Source organism: Chryseobacterium pyrolae (assembly GCF_025153485.1).
Classification (GTDB): domain Bacteria; phylum Bacteroidota; class Bacteroidia; order Flavobacteriales; family Weeksellaceae; genus Chryseobacterium; species Chryseobacterium antibioticum.
In genome coordinates, this window is the sequence record NZ_JANZQH010000001.1 from 535,641 (window position 1) to 555,671 (window position 20,031).

Below are 20,031 nucleotides of genomic sequence, written 5' to 3' on the forward strand. Positions count from 1 at the left end.
CAGGAAAATAAATCCGGCTATCGGCTTTAGCCAAATTATTAAAATTTTAAATACTTATTTTTTTCAAAGTTCCTTAAGAACTTCCAGAGGGTTGAAATTATTTTGCTCTAGGCTTTCCAAAAGGATTATAAGATATTCCGACATTGACATAGAATGAAGGTTTATAGCTGGCTTCAAAAATATAATCTTTAAAAGATTCCTCCTTATCAAACACTCTGGCCCGCGGAACCGCTCTGATCCCGGTTTTTAAAGTTCCGATAAAATTACTCCCAAGATTGTGTTCATAGATAGCCCCGGAATTGATTTCCAGCTGGCGGAATTCATACGTCCTGTTATTTCTGTACGTATAAAAAGAGGTATTATCCATTTCTGTTCCTAGAGAAATTCTGCCGTTGGCAAAAATATCCTTTCTAACCAAGAGTTTTTTAGGAAGCAAAATATCAAGTACCCAACCGTTGTTGAATTTGTTTTCATAGGTGAAGATCGGTAGGATCGGGATCTGTGAACTCGGATCAATAAAACCGGCAAGACCGATTATCATTTTTGTTTTTGGAGTTGCTTTTAAAATTACGGAAGCAGTTACAAGTCCTCTGATTCTTTCAAAATGCTGATCACTTCCGTCCACGGAAGCGTTGGCCGTATAAATTGCTGTTTTATTGAACAGTTTCGAAAAATAACTGAAATTAACAGCTTCAGAATGATAATGAAAGTCATTCCGCAGGCCTGTTTCTGCGATAATTGATTCTTCGGTATTGAATGCTGTATAACGGTAATTCAAAGAAGTACTGAGCAGCCAGTTTTTCTTTTTTACAAAATAGATGTTGGCGCTGGCTTTTAGCTGCTGGAAGCTTTTCATTTTATTGTCAGGCAAATCATTCCCGTCGAGTTTTGATGAAAACAGGAAAGGAGCTGTCTGGCTAAATTCAATATTAAGGTCCCGGCTTTGCGGAAATTTGTCTGCAAAATAAGCCCTTACCTTCAGCGGAATGCTGTCTTTTTTTTGGGAATAGGCAATATTCTTTAAGGGAAACAAGGCAAGGGGAATAAGAGCTCTTCTCAGTGTTTTCATGGTTTTATTTTAAGGATTTGATGGCAGATTGAAAAAAATGGAACAAGAATATTTTGTCATAAAATATCTCTATACTGTTCTCGGTTATAAAATCAACATGGCGGTTAGTATCAGAAATCGGATCTTCCTCTACGAAGACAAACCAGATTTCTTTAAGCTGATGCCTTCTTTTAAACTCTTCAAAAACATTCCAGTCAAATGGGGTAGAGTGTTTCAGATCGTAAAATAAAATTCCTTTTTTAATACCATTTTCCTCTATAATATTAATAGGATGATGGATATAGCTTAAAATCTTAATTTTCGGGTCATAGCATTCTACAAAATGGTGTAGGTCGATCAGTTGTATTACTTTCTCTTCTTGCTGCGACTCTGTCATATAAAAACATTCTAAGGTGATTTCTTCGGTAAGTTCCTGAAAAACGGCTAATTCCATAAGTGTAAAAAAATTGAACAGGGCAAAGAAAAAGAGAAAAACGCCACACGAATTTGTTTTTATACCAAACCGCTTCTATTTTATACGAAACCGGAGTACTTGACAATTGGTATAAAAAAATACAGGGTTTGTATAATATTATAGGTATTCTTTACGTTATTCTCTATTTTTGTTCTGCATTAAAATCTGCAGGACCCTATGAAATACGGTACAGAAAAATTTAAGGAAACACTTGTGATTGATTTTCTGGTAGAGGATCGGTTCCGGCTGTGCAGACATGTGCTGTTTCTGATTTTCTTTTTCTCCCTGTTGTACAGTGCGAGATTCTGGCACTGGTATTCAGGAATTCATCAATATTATGTTCTGCTATTTGTATATACCGTACTCATTACCATGGTATATATTAATATCTACGTTCTGGTACCCAGGTTTTTCTTTAAAACAAGATATATAACGTACTTAGTCTTGCTTGTCATGATGGGAGTTGTGGGCCTTAATATAATAGGATTTAGTCTTAGATTATGTTTTGAAGATTTCAGAGTGGAAAATATCAGAAAAGAAGGGAATAGGGGAAGTATTTATGAAGGTGTTTTGATGTGTGTGCCCATTATCCTGACTACAACCACAGTGAAACTGTTGCAGAAATGGATCAATGATTCCAAAAGAATTACAGAACTGAACAATCTTACTTTACAGATGGAACTGAATGAACTCCGGAACCAGATCAATCCGCATTTTCTTTTTAATATGCTGAATAATGTCAAAGCATTGACCAGAACAGATCCGGAGAAAGCCTCCGCTGTTATTGTTAAGCTTTCAGAATTTTTAAGGTACCAGCTGTATGAGAACGGCGAGGAGAAAACGTTGCTTGTTTCGGAAATAGATTTTCTGTCTAATTTTCTGAACCTTGAAAAGATAAGGCGGGATAATTTTTCTTTTGATATCCATGCAGAAACGGGGGACAGAAATGTAAAAAGCACTTTTATTCCTCCGAATTTATTTACAACCTTTGTTGAAAATGCCGTAAAACACAGTGTAGATATTAGTAGTACAGAATCCTATGTGAAAATTGATATTGAGGTTGGCAATAAAACGCTTTATTTTACCTGTACCAATTCTATGAACCCAAGTTTGGCAGTATCCAATAACAAATACGGAGGACTGGGGTTGGCTAATATTAAAAGAAGACTTGAACTCCTGTACGGTAAAGCATTCGAACTGAATATCACTTCTGGAGAAAAAGAATACACCGTCAAATTAAAAATTCCTGTATGAATTGTATAATCGTAGATGATGAACCGCTAGCAAGAGCAGAAATGCGTTCGCTGATCCAGGAAATTTCAAAGACCGAAATCCTTGGAGAGTTCTCCAATGCCCCTTCCGCCCTTGATTTTCTGAAAACCAACGACGTAGATCTTATTTTCCTGGATATTGAAATGCCAATGGTAACAGGACTGGAATTCGCAGAAATGCTGCCGGGGCAGAGCCTGATCATTTTTACAACAGCCTATTCGCAGTATGCTTTGAAAAGTTACGATCTCGATGCAATAGATTATTTATTGAAACCTATTGAGAAACAACGGTTAGAAAAGGCTATCAGTAAAGCGGTTCTCTATAAAGAGCTGCTGTCTAAGGATACCATAAAAAATACAATAGAATCCAATACAAAAGATTTTTTGTTTATAAAAGCAGACAGGAGATACTATAAAATCAATTTTACGGATATTAAATTTATTGAAGGTTTGAAAGACTATGTGGTTATTCATACCCAGCATCAAAAGCTGATTACTGCAATGAATTTAAAAACCATACATCAGAAGATTCCATCAGAGGCTTTTGTGCGGGTAAGTAAATCGTATGTCGTCAATATGGATTATATTGATTCATTCGATAACCATAGTATTTACATCAATGACTCGGAAATTCCTTTGGGAGAAGTGTATAAAAGTGCTTTTTTCATCAGATATTCAGGCGGATCATTAAATCCTGAATCTTAAATCATTAATAATTCCGCCTTTTTTATTTGTCTCATTTAATCTTCGAAAACCTGACCGGCAAAAGGATTGTCTACCAGCCAGAGCCAGATTCCTTCTTCATTTTCCTTCATCATACAGGTTGTGGCTCCGTTCATTTCAATAAGATTTCCATCGGGTGAGGAGGCCTTTAAGGTCCATTTGTCTACCCATACGGCAAGATCTCCGACAATGGTCAGTTTTTGTTTGTTTCCCTGAATATCAGGTTTCCAGTTACATAAATGTTCCAGAGGTCTTTTTATGTTGTCCAGTCCTTTTATTTCAATTCCGTCCCGTTCAATATATACTCCATCATTATCAAAACAGCTTAATGCCCCATTCAAATCACCTGTCAATATACAGTGTCTGAAATATTTTACGGCTTCTGCAGGGTTGGTTCTATCAAAGTTTTCTGGCATTTTTTATATTTTTTGTCCTATAAATCTTATGACAGATCCGGTTCCATTATGAAATACCCCTTCATTGAGTTCAATTTCTTTCTCTTCCAGTTCAATAACTTCATAATTCGGGAAGTCAGCCTTGATCTCATCGATTGAAAATAAGGATCCGATATCTTTCGGGCCACCCACTTTTTCGTTTTTCAACACATACTCAAGATGACTTTTACTGAAGGCTTCAAAAATAATCAAACCACCCTTACGTAGATATTGGTCCAGGACTGTATGCAGGGAAGATTTAATATCGGCAGGGAAGTGAGCGTAAATAAGAGCAATCACATCAAACTGTTCTGTATGGAAATCTAATGTTTCCAGTTCGCCCACCTGATAATCAATTTTTACATCATTATTTTGGGCAAGCTGCAAGGCTTTGTTTTTCCCTTCTTCACTGATGTCAAAAGCGAAAACCTTCCAGCCAAGTTTTGCAGCAAAGACAGCGTTTCGGCCTTCACCTTCTGCAGGAAAAAGTATGTTTCCGGGATTGAGCTTTTCAAGCTGTTCTTTTAAATAATTGTTGGGTTCTATGCCGTATGCAAATTCATCACTGCTGTATCGTTCATTCCATCGGTCTAGCCAGGTATCGGTCATTTCGTAAATTGTTTAAACCAAATTTACGCATTTCATGAATCTTAATATTGATTTACATTCAAATATTTATTTTAATACAGCTTCTGGTCTTTTTCACAGTAAAAACTCCGTCTTTTTCCAAGTCCGGTCTGCTTTTTTACCAGTTTTTCACCACATTTCGGGCAAATGGTTTTGGTATGAACGAGCCACTTTTTCTTTAAAACAAATTCACGTTTCCAGTCCAAAAAATCGAAACTATAATTTCTCGCCTCAGCGATCAGTTCCCTGAGTTTTTTCACGGGCAGATTTCCTATTAAACTTTCAGGGTGTACCCCAATTCTGAACAGAACTTCATTCTTAATAATATTCCCTACACCCGAGAAAATGTCCTGATTCATCAAGGCGTCACAGACCATCATTTCAGGTTTGGATTTCAGTTTCTTTTCTGCTTTTTTGGGATCCCAGATCTCACTCATAATGTCAGCTTCCCAATCGATGGTGGATAGAAATTCCAGATCTACAGATTTTACAGAACAGGTGTAAAAGTACAGACTTCCTGTTTGGAAGAAGAGGGATAAACGTAAGCTTTTATCAGGCTTTGTCTGTTCATCAACACTATAAGATCCGAACATCAATAAATGAATACGGACTGCTGATTCATCAAAAACAAGATAAGTCTGCTTGCCGAAAGTACGGACCTCACGAAGAGTCTGGCCGATCAGCGGTTCCTTATCGAATTTTGCATTACCCGAGGCTTCTGTCACTGTATTTCCGACAAAAGGCAACAGGTTTTCTTTCATTAAAATGATGGATGGTCCTTCAGGCATGGCTTTGCTTTTCAATAAAAGTTCAAATACTATTCCGTAAAAATAAAATTTGGAGTAATTTTGAAAAATGATGAATTTAAACCAGATTTATACGAATCAGCGTACAGGAAACAATCCGCATACTAAAGCTTCAAGAACTGATTTTCAGAGAGATTTCGACAGAATTATCTTTTCTTCAGCGTTCAGAAGACTCCAGAATAAGACCCAGGTTTTTCCTCTTCCCGGAAGTGTTTTTGTACACAACAGGCTGACACACTCGCTGGAAGTTTCGTCAGTAGGCCGAAGTTTGGGAAGTATTATCGGGGAATTTATCTTTGATGCTTATAAAAATGACCTTACGGAAGATTCAAAAAACTTCTATCTTCATAATTTAGGAAATGTTATTGCTGCCGCTTGTTTATGTCATGATGTTGGAAATCCGGCGTTCGGTCATTCAGGGGAAGACGCGATCGCGAGCTATTTTGAACGAAATGAAAAGGACCTGAAGCAAAAGTTCAATGAAAAAGAATGGGCAGATCTGGTGAATTTTGAAGGGAATGCCAATGCCATAAGAGTGCTGGCGCAACGTCAGCAGGGAAAAGATGAAGGAGGAATTCAGCTCACCTTTTCTACCCTCGCCAGTATTGCAAAATATCCGTGTGAAGCTGTTGCCAAGAAAAAAGGAATTATCCACAGAAAGAAATTCGGTTTTTTTCAGAATGAGAAAGATATCTTTCTTGAAATTGCAAAGGCTACGAATTTAATTGTAGAAAACGAAGAACCTTATATATTCAAAAGACATCCTTTTGTTTGGCTTGTAGAAGCTGCAGATGATATCTGTTATAATATTATTGATATGGAAGATGCCCACAGATTGGGGATCGTATCCACTTCAGACTGTGAAAACCTGTTTTTTGAACTGATCCGATCTGAAAGCAGTGATATGGACAAGGTGAAAAATAAGCTGGCTTCCATCTCGAATGAAAATGAGAAAATTTCATACCTTCGTGCTAAAGCGATCAATGCTCTGATCAATAAATCGCTTGAGATCTACAAACATAATTTTGAAAACATTCTTCAGGGAAATCTGGACAACGGACTTCTTGATATCTACAAATCTGAAAACCGTGCTCTTCAGGATATCGAAGCATTCTCAATCGAAAAGATCTACAACCATAAGGCCGTGGTGGAAATAGAAAATGCCGGGTACAACGTAATGTATGAGCTTCTTGATCATTTCATTCCTTCTATTCTGAAACAGGAGGATGACAGAAAATCTTATGATAAAAAAGCGTTGAAACTACTTCCGAGACAGTTTGTTTATGAGGAAGGTACTGATTACCAGAAAGTGTTGGGGGTAGTCGATTTTGTTTCAGGAATGACGGATAATTTTGCCACCGATCTTTATCGAAAAATCAAAGGAATTGATATCGGAATGACGGTTTAATTCTTTATCAGGTATAACTAAAAACTTCACAAATTCTTTACACTAATTTCACTAATACATCAAGGGGAATTAGTGTAAAGAATTCATGCGATTCGTATTTTAATAAACGCAAAGTTTTTATTTTAACATCGGATAGTTTTAGCAATGCAAAGATCAGAATCAATCTTTGATTGATTCGACTAAGCAGGCGTATTATGCAAACGCTTAATCAATGGAGAAACCATAATACTTTGCTTATCTTAAAGTTAGAAGCTTTTTGTGTTAGAACTTTGCGTCAAAAAAGAGTTGATTTTTATAACTACAAACATCACAAATAGTTTCACCAATATCACTACTGTGTCAGGGATATTGGTGAAATTCGTGTAAAGTATTCGTGCAATTCGTATTTTAATTTATAACGCAAAGTTTTATTTTAACATCGGATAGTTTTAGTAATGCAAAGACCAGAATCAATCTTTGATTGATTCGACTAAGCAGGCGTATTGTGCAAGCGCTTAATCAATGGAGAAACCATAATACTTTGCTTATCTCAAAATATAAAGCTTTGTATGTGAAATCTTTGCGTAAAAAGAATAATTGATTTTTAATCAAAAATGCTATACAGATCACTATTGACAATTAGGGCAAATTCCGGATACTGTCAGATTGATTTTGTGAACTTTGTAGGTTACAGGTAATTTAATCTTGGGTTCAACATCTTCCACACAGGTCACCGTTTTACACTGCTCACAGCTGAAATGCAAATGGTCGTGATGATGAATTTCTGTTGTACAGGTATGGCATTCCGCATACTTTATGGTACCATCAATGTCTACCACTTTATGGATGATACCTTCATCCATCAATCTTTCCAGTACCCTGTAAATCGTTACACGGTCGCAGAGTCCATCCAGTAAAACCTGCAATTGGGCATGGGATAATGCTACTCCGGATTCATGGATAAGCCTTGTTATTTCCGTTCTTGCTATTGTATTTCTTGACTGTTTCATGTTTTCTGTAAAATTCTAATACAGCTAATGCCATGCTGTTGCACTAGCAAATATAGGATTTATTTTTGAAAGTATATTGTATTAAAGACTGCAGAAGAGATAGCTTCAGACACCAAAAAGATAGAGGGCTACAAAATAAAAACTCCCGGAAATTTCCGGGAGTTTTTTGATATTATTTCTTGGTTTTGGAAACCTCTTTGATCAATGTGTATTTTATGGATGATCCGTCAGCTGGTGGATTGGCGATCTTTTCTGTTTTTACTTTCAAAACATATTCATAGCCAGGCTCATACGTAAATCCTTCAATGTTCGTGTAGAAATTGGTCCAGCTTTCTGAGGCCTTTTCTTTTACCTGCAAACATTTCATGGGTGCTACTCCGGTACAGTCTGCGGTCTCAGGTCCTACGATGAACGTTTTTTCGTCAGCTCCGGCCGTGTTAGCCGTAGTGGTACATTGGGTCATTGCGAATAGTGCTACTGCAGGAACAGCTCCTTTTAGAATGGTTGCTATAATTTTCATAAACTTTATTTTAAAGCTTAGTTCGCAATTACTATGCCGAAGTTTTTGATGTAATTTATCTACTGTTTTTTAGTTTTTAATGATTTAATTTAAGCTCTTCTAAAAATTTAATGAAAGAGTCCAAAAATCAAGATAAATGATGAATAACCTTGGTCAAGATGAAAATTACAAAATCTAAAAACTTACCTTTTTTATTACAAATGCTTTGGGATTACCTATTCTATTGATCACTTCTTCTCAGACAAGCCTGAAGAATTCATCTATAAAAATCTTTGATTTTTTTAAACTTAAGTGTACTTCTAAACGTTAATTATTCAACTTAAAAAACTCAAGTTTCAAAAAACTTTTGAGTCTTTTGTGGTTTAAAAAAGATATTAATTTGAGGCTTCAGGATTCTCAGTTTCCTTTGGTGCAGGAGCAATTCCTCTGAATTTTTGCTTACCGATTAACAGCTCAAAAAATAATCTGAAATCTGAGATCAGCGACCACAGAGGATACTTAAAAGTAGCGGGTTTATTTTTTTCAATAACCAGATGGCTGAACCATGCAAAACCATATCCGAAGATGGGAATGTACCATAGAAACCTTTCCTTTCCGGAACTGATCACATACCAAATCACTAAAAATATCAGAAGAGTTCCGATAAAGTGAAATATTCTGGTTCCTGTTTTACTGTGCTCAGTAAGGTAGAACTGATAAAATTCTCCGTAGGTTTTTATTCTTTCAGACATAGCCAATTAGTTTATAGTTTCTGTTAAGATCTATGCAATAATGCTGCCGATTTGAAGAGAAGCGGAAAGGTGAAAAAGCAAAAAGGCAAATTGCTATTTGCGAATTTGCCTTTTATTATATTGTATCGTGTGTAAATCACTATTTTGAAACCGTTTCCTGTCTAAGTTTACTGTTTCGGTATCCGTAGCAGAAATAGATGATAAGACCCAGAGCGAACCAAAGTCCGAACCAGAACCAGTTTTCATGACTCATTCCTGTAAGAAGATATAAGCAAGAGCTTAAACCAATCAGAGGAATCAGAGAGAAATTTTTAATAAAGGTAACAATACACAGAACCAGATTGATCACAATGAAAACCAAAATAGAAGCTCTGAATTCTCCTTCTTTAGGATCATTCCACTCTACTAAATTATTGAAAAATTCCGGTTGCCAGATGTAGAAACCGATTAATCCACCGATAAAAATAACGGGGAATATGATCTTACCATTAATATAAGGAAGGTGAAATCTGCCTTTGATCTTTTCTTTGGCAGGAAGCATTAAAACTCCGGCACAAACCAGTACGAAAGCGAAGATCGTTCCGATACTTGTAAAATCAAGAATAAACGTTTTATCTGTAAACAGGATAGGAACTCCCACGGCAATACCTGTAACAATCGTAGCAAATGATGGGGTTTTATATTTTGGATGTACAGTCTTGAATTTCTCAGGCATCAGCCCGTCACGGCTCATCGCGTACCAGATTCTTGGCTGTCCCATCTGGAATACCAATAATACTGTAGTGATGGCCACAATAGCAACGAAAGAAACCACAAGTTCCATCCACGCTACGTTAGCATTTGATTTTTCGAATATGAATGAAAGCGGATCTCCGATACCGTCGAACTTTCTGTAATCCACCATTCCTGTCAGAACCAATGTTAAAGCAATGTAGATTACCGTACAAAGTACCAGAGAAATGATCATCCCCTTCGGAAGTGTTTTCTGAGGATCTTTTGTTTCTTCAGAAAGAACGCTTAATGCATCAAACCCGATATAGGCAAAGAAAACTCCTGAAACTGCACTCATAACTCCTGCAAAACCATTTGGCATGAATGAAGCGACGTGCGTTTCTGGATTTACGGGCGTCCAGTTCTCTGTATTAATGTACGCAAAGCCAACTATAATTACTAAAACAATGACTGCTAGTTTTAAAATAACTAAAGAATTGTTGAAGTTTTTACTTTCTTTTACCCCTACATAACAAAGCCATGTGATAAGACCGTTGATGACCAATGCAGGCAGGTCAAGGATAAACTTGAAATTACCGATCAAAGGTGCCGTATTCCATGCCGCTAAAAGTTCTTTATTCTCCGAACCGTTCTGAAAAGCTTTTCGGGCTTCTGTATAGCTGCAGGTAAGATAATCCGGAATATGCATTCCCACACGTTCTAAAAAGCTTGTGAAATAATCTGACCAGGAAAAGGCCACGTAAATATTCCCGAAAGAATACTCCATGATCAGTGCCCATCCGATCACCCAGGCAATCAGCTCCCCGAAACTGGCATAGGCATACGTATACGCGGAACCGGCAGTAGGAATCCTGCTGGCAAATTCAGCATAGCACAATGCCGTAAAACCACAGGCAAAACCACAAATTAAATACAGGAGAATCACTCCGGGGCCACCTCTGAAAACTGCTTCACCTAAGCTGCTGAAACTTCCTGCTCCAATAATGGCCGCAATACCAAAAAAAACGATATCCCAAACACCTAAAACCCTTAAAAGGCTGGTAGATGTATCTGTTTCTGAATAGTTTTTCCTTCTGAAAAGTTGATTCATTCAATATTTATATTTGAGTTTGAAAAAAAGCAAATGTAATCATTTTTTATTTTGGTGTTGGCTGTAATCATAATATTTCGTTAAAAAGGCTGAGGTTCTCATGGTTAAATGCCTTTATTCTTGGTAAATAGGTATTTCCACATAGCTGTCGTTGTACCATTTTATCTCCAATGGCTCACTGGCATCTTTTATCGTTTCATCACTTACATCTTTTCCGGTTCCGTAATTGATCTGCCAGTTTGGGTTTTTATTGACTCCGACCAATAGTATCAATTTGCTGCCTTTTTCTATTTTTTTGCTAATGAATATTGAATTTTTTATAGGAATCTGTTCTGTTTTACCGGGCTCAAGGAGCTGGCGCACGGCATTGTTTTTGGCATAGCTCGCTCTTACAATATGCGTTGATAATAAAAAGGTCTTGCCCTCCGGATTTACCTGATACAAATAGGTGTCTGTATCAAAATCTTTCTTGTTAATGGAAACATTGAAGAATCCTGCAAGATTTCCACTGATGATCAAATCTTTGCTTAAAACTTCGCTTTCAAAATAAACGGAATTAGTGGTTTTTACACTGTCAATTTTGCTTACTGCATGATACGTCTCTTTTTGATCCCTGTTTTTAAAATCTACTGTTTGTTTTATGAAATTTTTCTGCGTAGGCTGATTGAAAACTGATGGCGTGTTTTTATGATCCTGAAGATAGAATTTCATTGTCGAAGTATGCATTTTTTCCAGAGTTGGAACATGTTTCCATGTATTGGTGTTCATCACCTGAAAATTGATCCTGTCTTTTAAAAGATCGGGTTTCTTTCCATTTTTCAGAATATAGTCAAACCAGGAGAAAGCAAGGTCATCGATACTTATCCTCGCTGCAGGATCGATCGGGTTACCATTCACATAAGTAAATCCGAAACTTTGAGCACCGCCATGGTCATAAGGACCCATTACCAGATAATGGTTTGCATTTTTGTTATATTGGTGATGTGCTTTAAAATAGGACAGAGCACCTATCTGATCATCGTCATAATATCCTGTAGTTGTCAGAATGGGAATGTTAATATTAGCAAAATCTTCTTTATATGGAACCATTTTCTGCCAGTATTCATCATAGCCGGGATGATCCAGCCATCTTTGAAAAATCTTATTCGGTTTGCCGCTTATGGTATCCAAAGCCCTGAATGATTTTCCGCCTTTGTACCAGGCCGTATTAATAGAATCCCATTTTTTAGCATTGTTGAAGTCTGCTTCATCTGTAAGCTTATTATTCGTTACATAATTGATCCACTGCAGCATATAGCTCATGAATATATTGTTTTGGGCGGGGTAGTCTATTCCGACGCCTACCGCAACTTGTGGAACAATGGTTTTTAAGGCCGGATGCAGTTTCTTTACTGCTGCCCACTGGCTGAAGCCCAGATAACTTCCTCCGATCATCCCAACTTTACCGTTACTCCAGGGCTGTTTGCTAACCCAGTCGATTACTTCATAAATATCCTGAGATTCGTGTTCAAAAGGATTGTTTTCATCATTGCTGTTTCTTTTGCCACGGGTATTCACCACAGCCCCTACATAATTGTAAACGGCCGCTCTTTTCCCGAATAAAGCATCAATGGGTCCGGCGTAGATATTATTGGTCAGAATAACAGGAAGTGGAGCGGTGTTTTCCTTTTTTCTGACAATAGTAATCGTCAGGGTATTTCCATTTTTTGTTTTCAGATCTTTGGTTTCGGTAATGAATTTCTCCTGATCTTTTAATTCTACTAAATGCACAATCTGAGGTTTGATGCCCGAAAAGGATTTATAGTTCAGATAACTTTTACATAAAGCCAGAGCGGCTCCGTAGTCTATGCTGTCTTTATCTTTCTGCTTCTCCAGTGTTTCTTTTAAAAGTTTTCTGCTTCCGTTCACATCCCCGTCTACCGCGATCCCCACCTTAGTGATCAGCTTATCCGGAAGGCTTTCATACTTTTTATTGAATGCCTTTTGAAGAGCAACAGGAAACGTTAGCTTTTCTTTTGCCTCCATCAGTTTGGCCATGCTATAAAATTCATAGGCGATAAACTTATTCCCGGCCATGTTATGAGCAGCAAATTCATTACGGTAATCCGATAGCGTGGTAATCGATTTTTTATAATCTTTGGCAACCATCTGTAAACGGAGAAGGTTATCTAAATAAGCTAATCTGTTGCTGTTTTTAAGTTTCAGAAACTGCGGTTGTGTCATCAATTTTGAGGCAAGCAAAGGCATTTGTTTCTCTAAAATGGTAGAGTCTGTGACTGCATTTTTGGGAAAGGAAAACTTCTGAGCCTGCATCAGGTTGACTAATATTAATGCTAAAAGTATTTTAATTTTCATGTAATGGTATGTTTTTAGCTGTGTAGAATGAGGATTTCATCAAAATATTCTTTTGATAATGTTCTATTGATATCTATTCACGTTTTATAATACTAAAGTAATCATTTTTTATCATCAAAGGGTGAAATGGAGTCAATTGTTAATTTATGTTATTAAACCTTTAAAACTTGCTTAAACAATAAGTTTTTAATATTTTCGTTAACTTATAAGACTAATCTTTTTATTCAGAAAAAGAATGAATTCAAAAAAAATACTTCTCTCAGCTGCAGTGCTTTATTTCGGAATTTCCGAAGCGCAACAGTCACAGTACTTTACACAGCAGGAAAATTACAGGTTCAATCTCGCAGAAAATCTTTATCAGACCAAAATATACAATGCTTCTCAGTTCGAATATGCAAGACAGTATTTCTATAATCAGAACTTGTCGAGATCTAGAAAAGAGGCGGCGCAATTTTTTGATAATGTGATCGGGGTGATTCTTCAGAAAAACCATGCGGAGGAAGGACTGACTGCCTTCATGAAAGAATATCCAAATTCAGCTTATTTTGCTCAGGCTAATCTTCCGTTGGCAGATTATTATTTAGCTAAAAAAGATTTTGACAAAGCGTTGGAGACACTGAAAAAAGTGAACCAGTATCAACTTTCGAAAGAAGAAAATACACAGTACATTCTGAAACTGGGGTATGCCAAATTCGTGACCGGTGATACCAAAGGAGCTACGGATGCTCTGGAAGAGGCGTATAAAACGGCAGATGAATCCCAAAAAGGAGACATTGCTTATATGCTGGGGCATTTGTATTACTCAAGTGGTCAGAATGATAAAGCTTTTCAGTATTTCGATTCTGTAAAAGATCAACCTAAATTCTCTAAACTGGTGCGTCCTTACTATGTACAGATGTATTATAATGATAAGAATTATGACCAGGCTATTTCTGAGGGAACTGCTTTATTGAACGAGGATCTTTCGGATTCTTATAAAGCAGAGGTTCATAAGATTATCGGAGAGAGTTATTTCATGAAAAATGATTATACTTCGGCTTATCCGCACCTGAAAGACTATTTAAGTGTACAGCAGAATCCGTCTGAAAATGACCTTTATGAAATGGGGTTTGTGGCGGCTCAGCTTAAAAAATATGATGAAGCGGTTTCTTATTACAACCAGCTTGTCAACAGCAATTCAGCGCTGGCTCAGAATGCTTACTATCAGTTAGGAAATGCATATCTGGCAGTAGATAAAAAGCAAGAGGCTCTTTCGGCATTCCGTTCTTCTTATCAGATGAATTATGATGCTAAGGTTAAAAAATTAGCACACGAACAGTACGCGAAACTAAGTTACGATATCGGAAACCCGTTTGAAAGTCCTTCTGCGGTAATCCAAAGCTATATCAACGAGAATCAGAATGATGCCAATGCGCAGGAAATGAGATCACTTCTTGTGAAATCATATTTATACTCCGGAAACTATAAAGAAACCCTTAACGCGATCGACAGACTTCAGAATTCTACCCCTGAGATTAATAAAGTGGATCAGGAAGTTTCTTATTTGTTGGGAACTGAGGAATTCAACAAAGGAAACTATGATGAAGCGGAAAGGTATTTCCTGAGAAGCTTAGGATTTAATATCAATAAAGAATTTTACAACAGAGCATTATATTGGCTGGGACAGGTGTATTACCAGAAAGGGAATTATCCGTCTGCTATCGCCCGTTACGAGAAGCTTCTTACTGAAACCTTCCCTGAGAAACAGCAATTGCCATATGATTTAGGCTATGCTTATTTTAAAGCTAAAAAATTCGATCAGGCAAAGACGTATTTCAATCAGTATCTGAGCAATCCGAAACCTGAATTTAAAAATGATGCAGAGCTTCGTCTGGCTGATATTCATTACGCGAATAATGATCTGAACGAGGCGATTGCGATCTACGATAAAAATGAAGATGCCACCGACTATACTTTATATCAAAAAGCAATGGCTTTAGGATTTAAAGGTGACACCCAGGCGAAAATTACCAATCTGAAAAATCTTCTTTCTAAATATCCGGATTCTGAATATTATGATGATGCCCAGTATGAAATGGGAACGGCGTACTCTGCACAGGATGATTTTACGAATTCCAATGATTATTTTGCGAAAGTGATCAAAACCTCTTCGGATAAAGATCTTATCGCGAATGCATCGATTTACAGAGCACAGAATTATATCGACCAGAACCAAAGTGATAAAGCACTTTCTGAACTTAAATCTTTAGGAGAACAGTATAAAAATACGGCTTATGCGGAGAAGATCGTTCAGGCTGCGAAACCTATTTTTACGAAAAACGGCGATGTTTCCGGATATGAAAGCTTTGCGAAAAATATTGGGGTGAATGTAGACGCTGCTGAGATCGATGAGATCAATCTGTCTACAGGTAAGCAGTATTTCACGAAGAAAGATTACAAAAACGCTATTTCTTATTACGAAAAATATTTAACGCAGAATCCTACTGGAGAAGGTCTTTATCAGGCTAAATACGAGCTGGGAGAAAGCTACTATCAAACCAATAATGCTACGAAAGCACTTCTTGTTCTTCAGGAGGTAGCATCAGTACAAAACGACTATCAGGATGATGCGCAAACCCGTCTGGCACAGATTTTCGTGGCTCAGGGTAATACGGCGGAAGCTAAAAAGTATCTTGAGAACATCAAAAACTCTTCAGACATCAGCATTAAAAACTATGCAAACGTCGAGCTGATGAAGGTCTATGCCAGTGAGAAAAACTTCTCTCAGGCTGAAAAACTGGCTGATGCGGTAATCGCCAATACGAAAAACTCTGCTGCGGTTATTGAAACAGCGAAAGTGATCAAGGCGAGAAGCATAATGAATTCAGGAAAAGATAAAGAGGCACAGTCAGCTTATACTTCCCTTGAAAAATCATCCAATACATCGGTTGCTGCAGAAGCATTGTATGCAAAAGCTTATTATCAGAATAAAGGAAAAGCATTCAAGTCTTCCAATGAGACTATCTTTAAATTAGCCAATAATTATGCCTCTGAAGATTATTGGGGAGCAAAAGCTTTGGTGCTGATGGCTAAAAACTATGTTGGATTGAAAGATAATTATCAGGCCAGTTACACCTGCGACCAAATCATCGAAAACTATAAAGATTTCCCTGAGATTGTAGCAGAAGCAAAAGAGGTTAAAAAGCAGATTAAAAAGTAAAATGTATAAAGTAAAATGTAAAAAGTAGAAAGTAGAAAGTAGAAAGTAGAAAGTAAAATGTACAAAGTACAATTCGATAGATACATGATACATCTGACATTATACATGAATACAAATATTGAGCAATGAACAGAAAAATTCAATTATTATCCATATTATTTTTAGGGTTTTCGCAGTTTGCGTTTTCCCAGATCAAGGAGGAAAAACTGATTCTTAATAAGAAGCGGGAACCGGAGGTGAAGAAGATCGAGAAGAAGAAGACTTCTGTGGAAACCATCAAGAATTATCCGCCAGAAGAGAAATCCCAGAATCCTGTGAAGTATACCATCACGGATGTGCCTGCGGTTTCGGATTTTAAGACGTCTACCATTCAGGGGCAGGATGTAACTCCGAAATTCGAGGGAACAGCTCAGAATAACTATTTACAGTTTGGAATGGGGAACTTCGGGAAGATTTTAGGAGATGCCAATATTTCCAAAACCCTTGATAATAAGCTTGAAGTAGGCGCAGATTTCCATTTCCTTTCCACTTTAGGTCTGAAAAAAGAATATGAGTGGGATTCCAAGCAGAGTTCTACATCAATTGGAGCCTACCTAAATTCATACGGTGAAAAAGGAAAATTCAATCTGAATGCTCAGTATGGACTGGATAATAACAGATATTATGGAATTTACGCGTTAACACCTGCTGCAGATGTAGATTTGAAGCAAAGGGTCAGCCAGTTCAAGGTGAACGGATATTATGATTTTTATTCCAATGAAATCTTAAATGATGTAAGAGTGAAATCCTCTTTCCTGAAAGATCATTTTGATGCACAGGAAAATCAGGTTTCCATTTTGGCCAACCTTTCAAAGCATGCAGTAGAGATTGGAAAGTCAGGAATTAACCTGAATGCAGATTTAGGAGTTGGGGTAGAAGCTGTGAAAACAGATTTCGCGATTGTCAACAAAAACTCTTCCAATTTCTTTAATACGAGCCTTACTCCGAAAGTAACATTTAGAAAAGGAGATTCCTATCTAATGTTAGGTTCCGGATTCTCTTTCCTGAATGCCAAGAATTCTAATGATGCATTGGGCGGAGAGGTGAAAAATAACAAAACGTACTGGTTTCCACAGGCTGAGTTCCAGGTGGCTGCCGCTAAAGAATTTAAATTCTATGGTGGGGTAGACGGAGGTCTTAAGCTTAATACGTACGGAGACCTTCTTCAGGCGAACCCATTTATTCTTTCTGACCAGTTTTTAAAGCCAACAGAAACGCAATATCATTTTTACATAGGTTTACGTGGAGATATCGACGAAACGTTCAAATATGACTTTTCTGCCGGTTATGGAAAAATGAGGGATATTATGTTCTTCCAGGGGAACAACCTTTTCGACAACGTCTATACTTTGAACCGTTCTGCCTACAATTTTGCGAATACATTCTCTGCTGTGTATGATGACGGAAATGTAAGTGATATCAAGGGAAGCGTACAGTATTTCCCGCTTGAAAATCTGGTTTTAGACGGAGAAGTAAGATTTACCAAATACGATCTTAAGAATTACGAAGATATTTACAACGTTCCTTTAGTGAATGCAAGCATCGGAGCGAAATATACCATGCTTGATAAAAAGTTATTGTTGGGATTCAAAGGGGTCTTTGCAAGTGACAGAACCACAAACTCTTTCGCGATTGAAGTAGCCAATCCAAACATGGTTTACCAGTCTACGGAAAACAGAAATGATAAAGTTGGGGGCTATGCAGATTTAAATCTTTCCGCAGAGTATAAATTTCACAAAAATTTCAGCGTTTTTGCACTCGGAAATAACCTTCTGAACTCAAACTACCAAACGTATAAGGGCTATAAAGTCCTGGGTGCACAGGTTGTTGGAGGTGTGAAGATCACTTTCTAAGTCTAAGAAATATTCAATACAATAAAAGCCTTACATTCCAGAATGTAAGGCTTTTTGTTTTTACCATAATGGTGTTTATCTTTTCTGTGTTGTGGTTGGAAGTACGTCATTTAATAAAGTGACCAACATTTTTCCCGGCTCTTCCCAAGGAATCAGATGGGCGGAATTCTCAAACCAGATTCCTTTTTTTGCAGGAGCCTTTACGTTTCGGAGCCAGGTATCTGTAGGTTCAGAGGGAGTTGTATAATCGTGGCGTCCCATAAACATGAAGACAGGAATCGGAAAGCTTTTAACGCCCTTAAAATCCACGTTTAAAAACTCGGGTAAAAGTCTTTTCAATGTAAAAAGGCTTCCTCCGCCAAGAGCATCAAGGTCCTTTTCCGAATATTCCGAGAAAAGCAGAGGGGCCTGAAAGTAGTACCTTGAATTATTCCTGAACGCGGTAAGTCCGCCATAATATTGGGGCCATTTCCTGGCAATGATAATTCTTTCTCTTGTTATGGGCTGATTTCCGGGATAGGGTGCAATGGATTTCAACTCTTTGATGGCTGTGTCGTTTTTTAAACGAATGGCTTCTTTTAGAGCGTATTCAACGCTTAGCCGTTCATTATCTTTTGTATTGATGATCTGGCCGATGCCTACATACGAATAGAATAAATCGGGTCTTTTCAGAGCTGCATTCATAGAGACAATAGTTCCCCAGCTGTGTCCCATCAATATGACTTTTTTCTTCTTATATTTTTTCTCAATATACTCTGCCAGTTCAATAACATCTTTTACATATTGGTCAATATGGATGGTTTCACCTAAGCTAAGGGTATCATTGATAGCATAGGTTTTTCCGGCTGCCCTCTGATCATAGTTAACCACTGTGAAATATTCCTCAATGGGCCTCTGAAACATCCACATCACCGGAGCTATTGGAGAGGCTGGACCTCCGTGGACAAACAGGATAATCGGGTTTTCTTTATTCTGACCTCTTACATATACCTGCTGTTTTATATTTCCTACAGTGAGAGGATAGCTTTCCTGAATACCATTTGGCGAAACAATGGAATCCAAATCTCTAATGATTTCTTTAGCTTTAGCATACTCATCATTTGTCTGATTCTTTTGTGCAAAAAATATAACCGTCCAAAAAAGTAAAAAAGCTGACAATACTTTATTTCTCATAATTTTTGATCTATAAAATGTATACTATGTTTTTCTGATGAGTCTGGAATTTATTCTGAATGTTACATTTTTGGATTTTAAATAACTGATCTTTAATTATTTATCTTTTCCTTCATTGGTCCCTGTTGGAAAAAAGATAATTTGTTTTGTCAATGATTTTGGAATTAAACTTTTGCAGGCTTTATAAATTGTAAAAAAATCAGTATTTTCGCAGTCGGAAATCGTAAGCGATACGTCTTTTGAGACTATTATTCTTCATTGCTTATGAACACGGCTGCGTAGTTCAACTGGATAGAATATCAGATTTCGGCTCTGAGGGTTGGGGGTTCGAATCCCTTCGCGGTCACAAATTTAAATCAACAACCTGCTGTTTTACAGTGGGTTGTTTTGTTTTCAATGCTTTGTTTTTTGTGATTGGCCAAGATAAGCCTTTACTATGGTCAGTTCATTCCGGAATTACGTGTCAGTTTAATCAGAGTTTACCCATTAATAGGGAATAAACCTACACTAGTGATATTTAGTCAAATGATTATTTGTTAACATTTTTTATATTTTTTT

16 protein-coding genes and 1 tRNA gene are annotated in these 20,031 nt (G+C 37.2%); 6 read left to right on the forward strand and 11 right to left on the reverse strand.

The window, feature by feature from the left end; genetic code table 11:
* Positions 1-97 precede the first annotated feature (97 nt).
* Together NZD88_RS02390 and NZD88_RS02395 are read right to left on the reverse strand one after the other, a co-directional pair.
* Positions 98-1,069: a DUF6268 family outer membrane beta-barrel protein gene (locus NZD88_RS02390; protein ID WP_259827134.1), complete on the reverse strand. Its 972-nt coding sequence runs from the start codon at positions 1,067-1,069 to the stop codon at positions 98-100.
* A gap of 4 nt (positions 1,070-1,073) precedes the next feature.
* The gene (locus NZD88_RS02395) at positions 1,074-1,502 is read right to left on the reverse strand and encodes a hypothetical protein (RefSeq protein WP_259827136.1); all 429 of its coding nucleotides are present in this window, start codon (positions 1,500-1,502) and stop codon (positions 1,074-1,076) included.
* 198 nt (positions 1,503-1,700) lie between these two features.
* On the opposite strand from NZD88_RS02395, the gene NZD88_RS02400 reads away from it, so the two are divergent.
* On the forward strand, positions 1,701-2,777 hold the full coding sequence (locus NZD88_RS02400; RefSeq protein ID WP_259827138.1) for a sensor histidine kinase: 1,077 nt from the start codon (positions 1,701-1,703) through the stop codon (positions 2,775-2,777).
* Positions 2,774-3,499 (forward strand): LytR/AlgR family response regulator transcription factor, encoded by a 726-nt coding sequence (locus NZD88_RS02405; protein ID WP_259827140.1) that lies wholly within the window; start codon positions 2,774-2,776, stop codon positions 3,497-3,499. Before NZD88_RS02400 ends, NZD88_RS02405 begins: the two co-directional genes overlap by 4 nt.
* Before the next feature lie 35 nt (positions 3,500-3,534).
* Here the strand turns inward: NZD88_RS02405 and NZD88_RS02410 are convergent, their stop codons facing one another.
* From NZD88_RS02410 to NZD88_RS02420, 3 genes are all read right to left on the reverse strand, one after another.
* On the reverse strand, positions 3,535-3,933 hold the full coding sequence (locus NZD88_RS02410) for a YybH family protein (RefSeq protein ID WP_259827142.1): 399 nt from the start codon (positions 3,931-3,933) through the stop codon (positions 3,535-3,537).
* Positions 3,934-3,936: 3 nt separating this feature from the next.
* Entirely contained in the window at positions 3,937-4,560 is a 624-nt protein-coding gene (locus tag NZD88_RS02415) for a class I SAM-dependent methyltransferase (RefSeq protein ID WP_259827144.1), read from the reverse strand.
* Between the two features lie 71 nt (positions 4,561-4,631).
* Positions 4,632-5,366 (reverse strand): DNA-formamidopyrimidine glycosylase family protein, encoded by a 735-nt coding sequence (locus NZD88_RS02420; protein WP_259827146.1) that lies wholly within the window; start codon positions 5,364-5,366, stop codon positions 4,632-4,634.
* 70 nt (positions 5,367-5,436) lie between these two features.
* Here NZD88_RS02420 and NZD88_RS02425 point away from each other — a divergent pair, with 70 nt between their 5' ends.
* On the forward strand, positions 5,437-6,792 hold the full coding sequence (locus tag NZD88_RS02425; protein WP_259827450.1) for a deoxyguanosinetriphosphate triphosphohydrolase: 1,356 nt from the start codon (positions 5,437-5,439) through the stop codon (positions 6,790-6,792).
* Positions 6,793-7,400: 608 nt separating this feature from the next.
* Here the strand turns inward: NZD88_RS02425 and NZD88_RS02430 are convergent.
* From NZD88_RS02430 to NZD88_RS02450, 5 genes are all read right to left on the reverse strand, one after another.
* Positions 7,401-7,781, reverse strand: a complete 381-nt coding sequence (locus NZD88_RS02430; protein ID WP_259827148.1) for a Fur family transcriptional regulator — start codon at positions 7,779-7,781, stop codon at positions 7,401-7,403.
* 172 nt (positions 7,782-7,953) lie between these two features.
* Positions 7,954-8,301, reverse strand: a complete 348-nt coding sequence (locus tag NZD88_RS02435) for a DUF4377 domain-containing protein (RefSeq protein WP_034747440.1) — start codon at positions 8,299-8,301, stop codon at positions 7,954-7,956.
* 374 nt (positions 8,302-8,675) lie between these two features.
* Positions 8,676-9,032 carry an Mpo1-like protein gene (locus NZD88_RS02440; protein ID WP_259827150.1) on the reverse strand — a complete coding sequence of 119 codons (357 nt, stop codon included), beginning with the start codon at positions 9,030-9,032 and terminating at the stop codon, positions 8,676-8,678.
* A 139-nt stretch (positions 9,033-9,171) separates the two neighbouring features.
* The gene (locus NZD88_RS02445; RefSeq protein WP_259827153.1) at positions 9,172-10,854 is read right to left on the reverse strand and encodes an APC family permease; all 1,683 of its coding nucleotides are present in this window, start codon (positions 10,852-10,854) and stop codon (positions 9,172-9,174) included.
* Between the two features lie 114 nt (positions 10,855-10,968).
* Positions 10,969-13,209: a CocE/NonD family hydrolase gene (locus tag NZD88_RS02450; RefSeq protein WP_259827155.1), complete on the reverse strand. Its 2,241-nt coding sequence runs from the start codon at positions 13,207-13,209 to the stop codon at positions 10,969-10,971.
* 235 nt (positions 13,210-13,444) lie between these two features.
* Between NZD88_RS02450 and NZD88_RS02455 the strand changes: the two genes are divergently transcribed.
* Both NZD88_RS02455 and NZD88_RS02460 read left to right on the forward strand, forming a co-directional pair.
* On the forward strand, positions 13,445-16,408 hold the full coding sequence (locus NZD88_RS02455; protein WP_259827157.1) for a tetratricopeptide repeat protein: 2,964 nt from the start codon (positions 13,445-13,447) through the stop codon (positions 16,406-16,408).
* A gap of 125 nt (positions 16,409-16,533) precedes the next feature.
* Positions 16,534-18,300: a TonB-dependent receptor gene (locus tag NZD88_RS02460; protein WP_259827159.1), complete on the forward strand. Its 1,767-nt coding sequence runs from the start codon at positions 16,534-16,536 to the stop codon at positions 18,298-18,300.
* Between the two features lie 75 nt (positions 18,301-18,375).
* Here the strand turns inward: NZD88_RS02460 and NZD88_RS02465 are convergent, their stop codons facing one another.
* Complete coding sequence (locus NZD88_RS02465; RefSeq protein WP_259827161.1) at positions 18,376-19,473, reverse strand: alpha/beta hydrolase; 1,098 nt, start codon at positions 19,471-19,473, stop codon at positions 18,376-18,378.
* Positions 19,474-19,745: 272 nt separating this feature from the next.
* Here NZD88_RS02465 and NZD88_RS02470 point away from each other — a divergent pair.
* A tRNA-Arg gene (locus NZD88_RS02470) sits at positions 19,746-19,819 on the forward strand.
* Positions 19,820-20,031: the final 212 nt, after the last annotated feature.

Bases quoted from the DNA above. Each gene is read 5' to 3' on its own strand.
- NZD88_RS02410 (WP_259827142.1), bottom strand. From the start codon at position 3,933: ATGCCAGAAAACTTTGATAGAACCAACCCTGCAGAAGCCGTAAAATAT.
- NZD88_RS02435 (WP_034747440.1), bottom strand. From the start codon at position 8,301: ATGAAAATTATAGCAACCATTCTAAAAGGAGCTGTTCCTGCAGTAGCA.
- NZD88_RS02415 (WP_259827144.1), bottom strand. From the start codon at position 4,560: ATGACCGATACCTGGCTAGACCGATGGAATGAACGATACAGCAGTGAT.
- NZD88_RS02445 (WP_259827153.1), bottom strand. From the start codon at position 10,854: ATGAATCAACTTTTCAGAAGGAAAAACTATTCAGAAACAGATACATCT.
- NZD88_RS02455 (WP_259827157.1), top strand. From the start codon at position 13,445: ATGAATTCAAAAAAAATACTTCTCTCAGCTGCAGTGCTTTATTTCGGA.
- NZD88_RS02420 (WP_259827146.1), bottom strand. From the start codon at position 5,366: ATGCCTGAAGGACCATCCATCATTTTAATGAAAGAAAACCTGTTGCCT.
- NZD88_RS02460 (WP_259827159.1), top strand. From the start codon at position 16,534: ATGAACAGAAAAATTCAATTATTATCCATATTATTTTTAGGGTTTTCG.
- NZD88_RS02390 (WP_259827134.1), bottom strand. From the start codon at position 1,069: ATGAAAACACTGAGAAGAGCTCTTATTCCCCTTGCCTTGTTTCCCTTA.
- NZD88_RS02395 (WP_259827136.1), bottom strand. From the start codon at position 1,502: ATGGAATTAGCCGTTTTTCAGGAACTTACCGAAGAAATCACCTTAGAA.
- NZD88_RS02400 (WP_259827138.1), top strand. From the start codon at position 1,701: ATGAAATACGGTACAGAAAAATTTAAGGAAACACTTGTGATTGATTTT.
- NZD88_RS02430 (WP_259827148.1), bottom strand. From the start codon at position 7,781: ATGAAACAGTCAAGAAATACAATAGCAAGAACGGAAATAACAAGGCTT.
- NZD88_RS02405 (WP_259827140.1), top strand. From the start codon at position 2,774: ATGAATTGTATAATCGTAGATGATGAACCGCTAGCAAGAGCAGAAATG.
- NZD88_RS02440 (WP_259827150.1), bottom strand. From the start codon at position 9,032: ATGTCTGAAAGAATAAAAACCTACGGAGAATTTTATCAGTTCTACCTT.
- NZD88_RS02450 (WP_259827155.1), bottom strand. From the start codon at position 13,209: ATGAAAATTAAAATACTTTTAGCATTAATATTAGTCAACCTGATGCAG.
- NZD88_RS02465 (WP_259827161.1), bottom strand. From the start codon at position 19,473: ATGAGAAATAAAGTATTGTCAGCTTTTTTACTTTTTTGGACGGTTATA.
- NZD88_RS02425 (WP_259827450.1), top strand. From the start codon at position 5,437: ATGAATTTAAACCAGATTTATACGAATCAGCGTACAGGAAACAATCCG.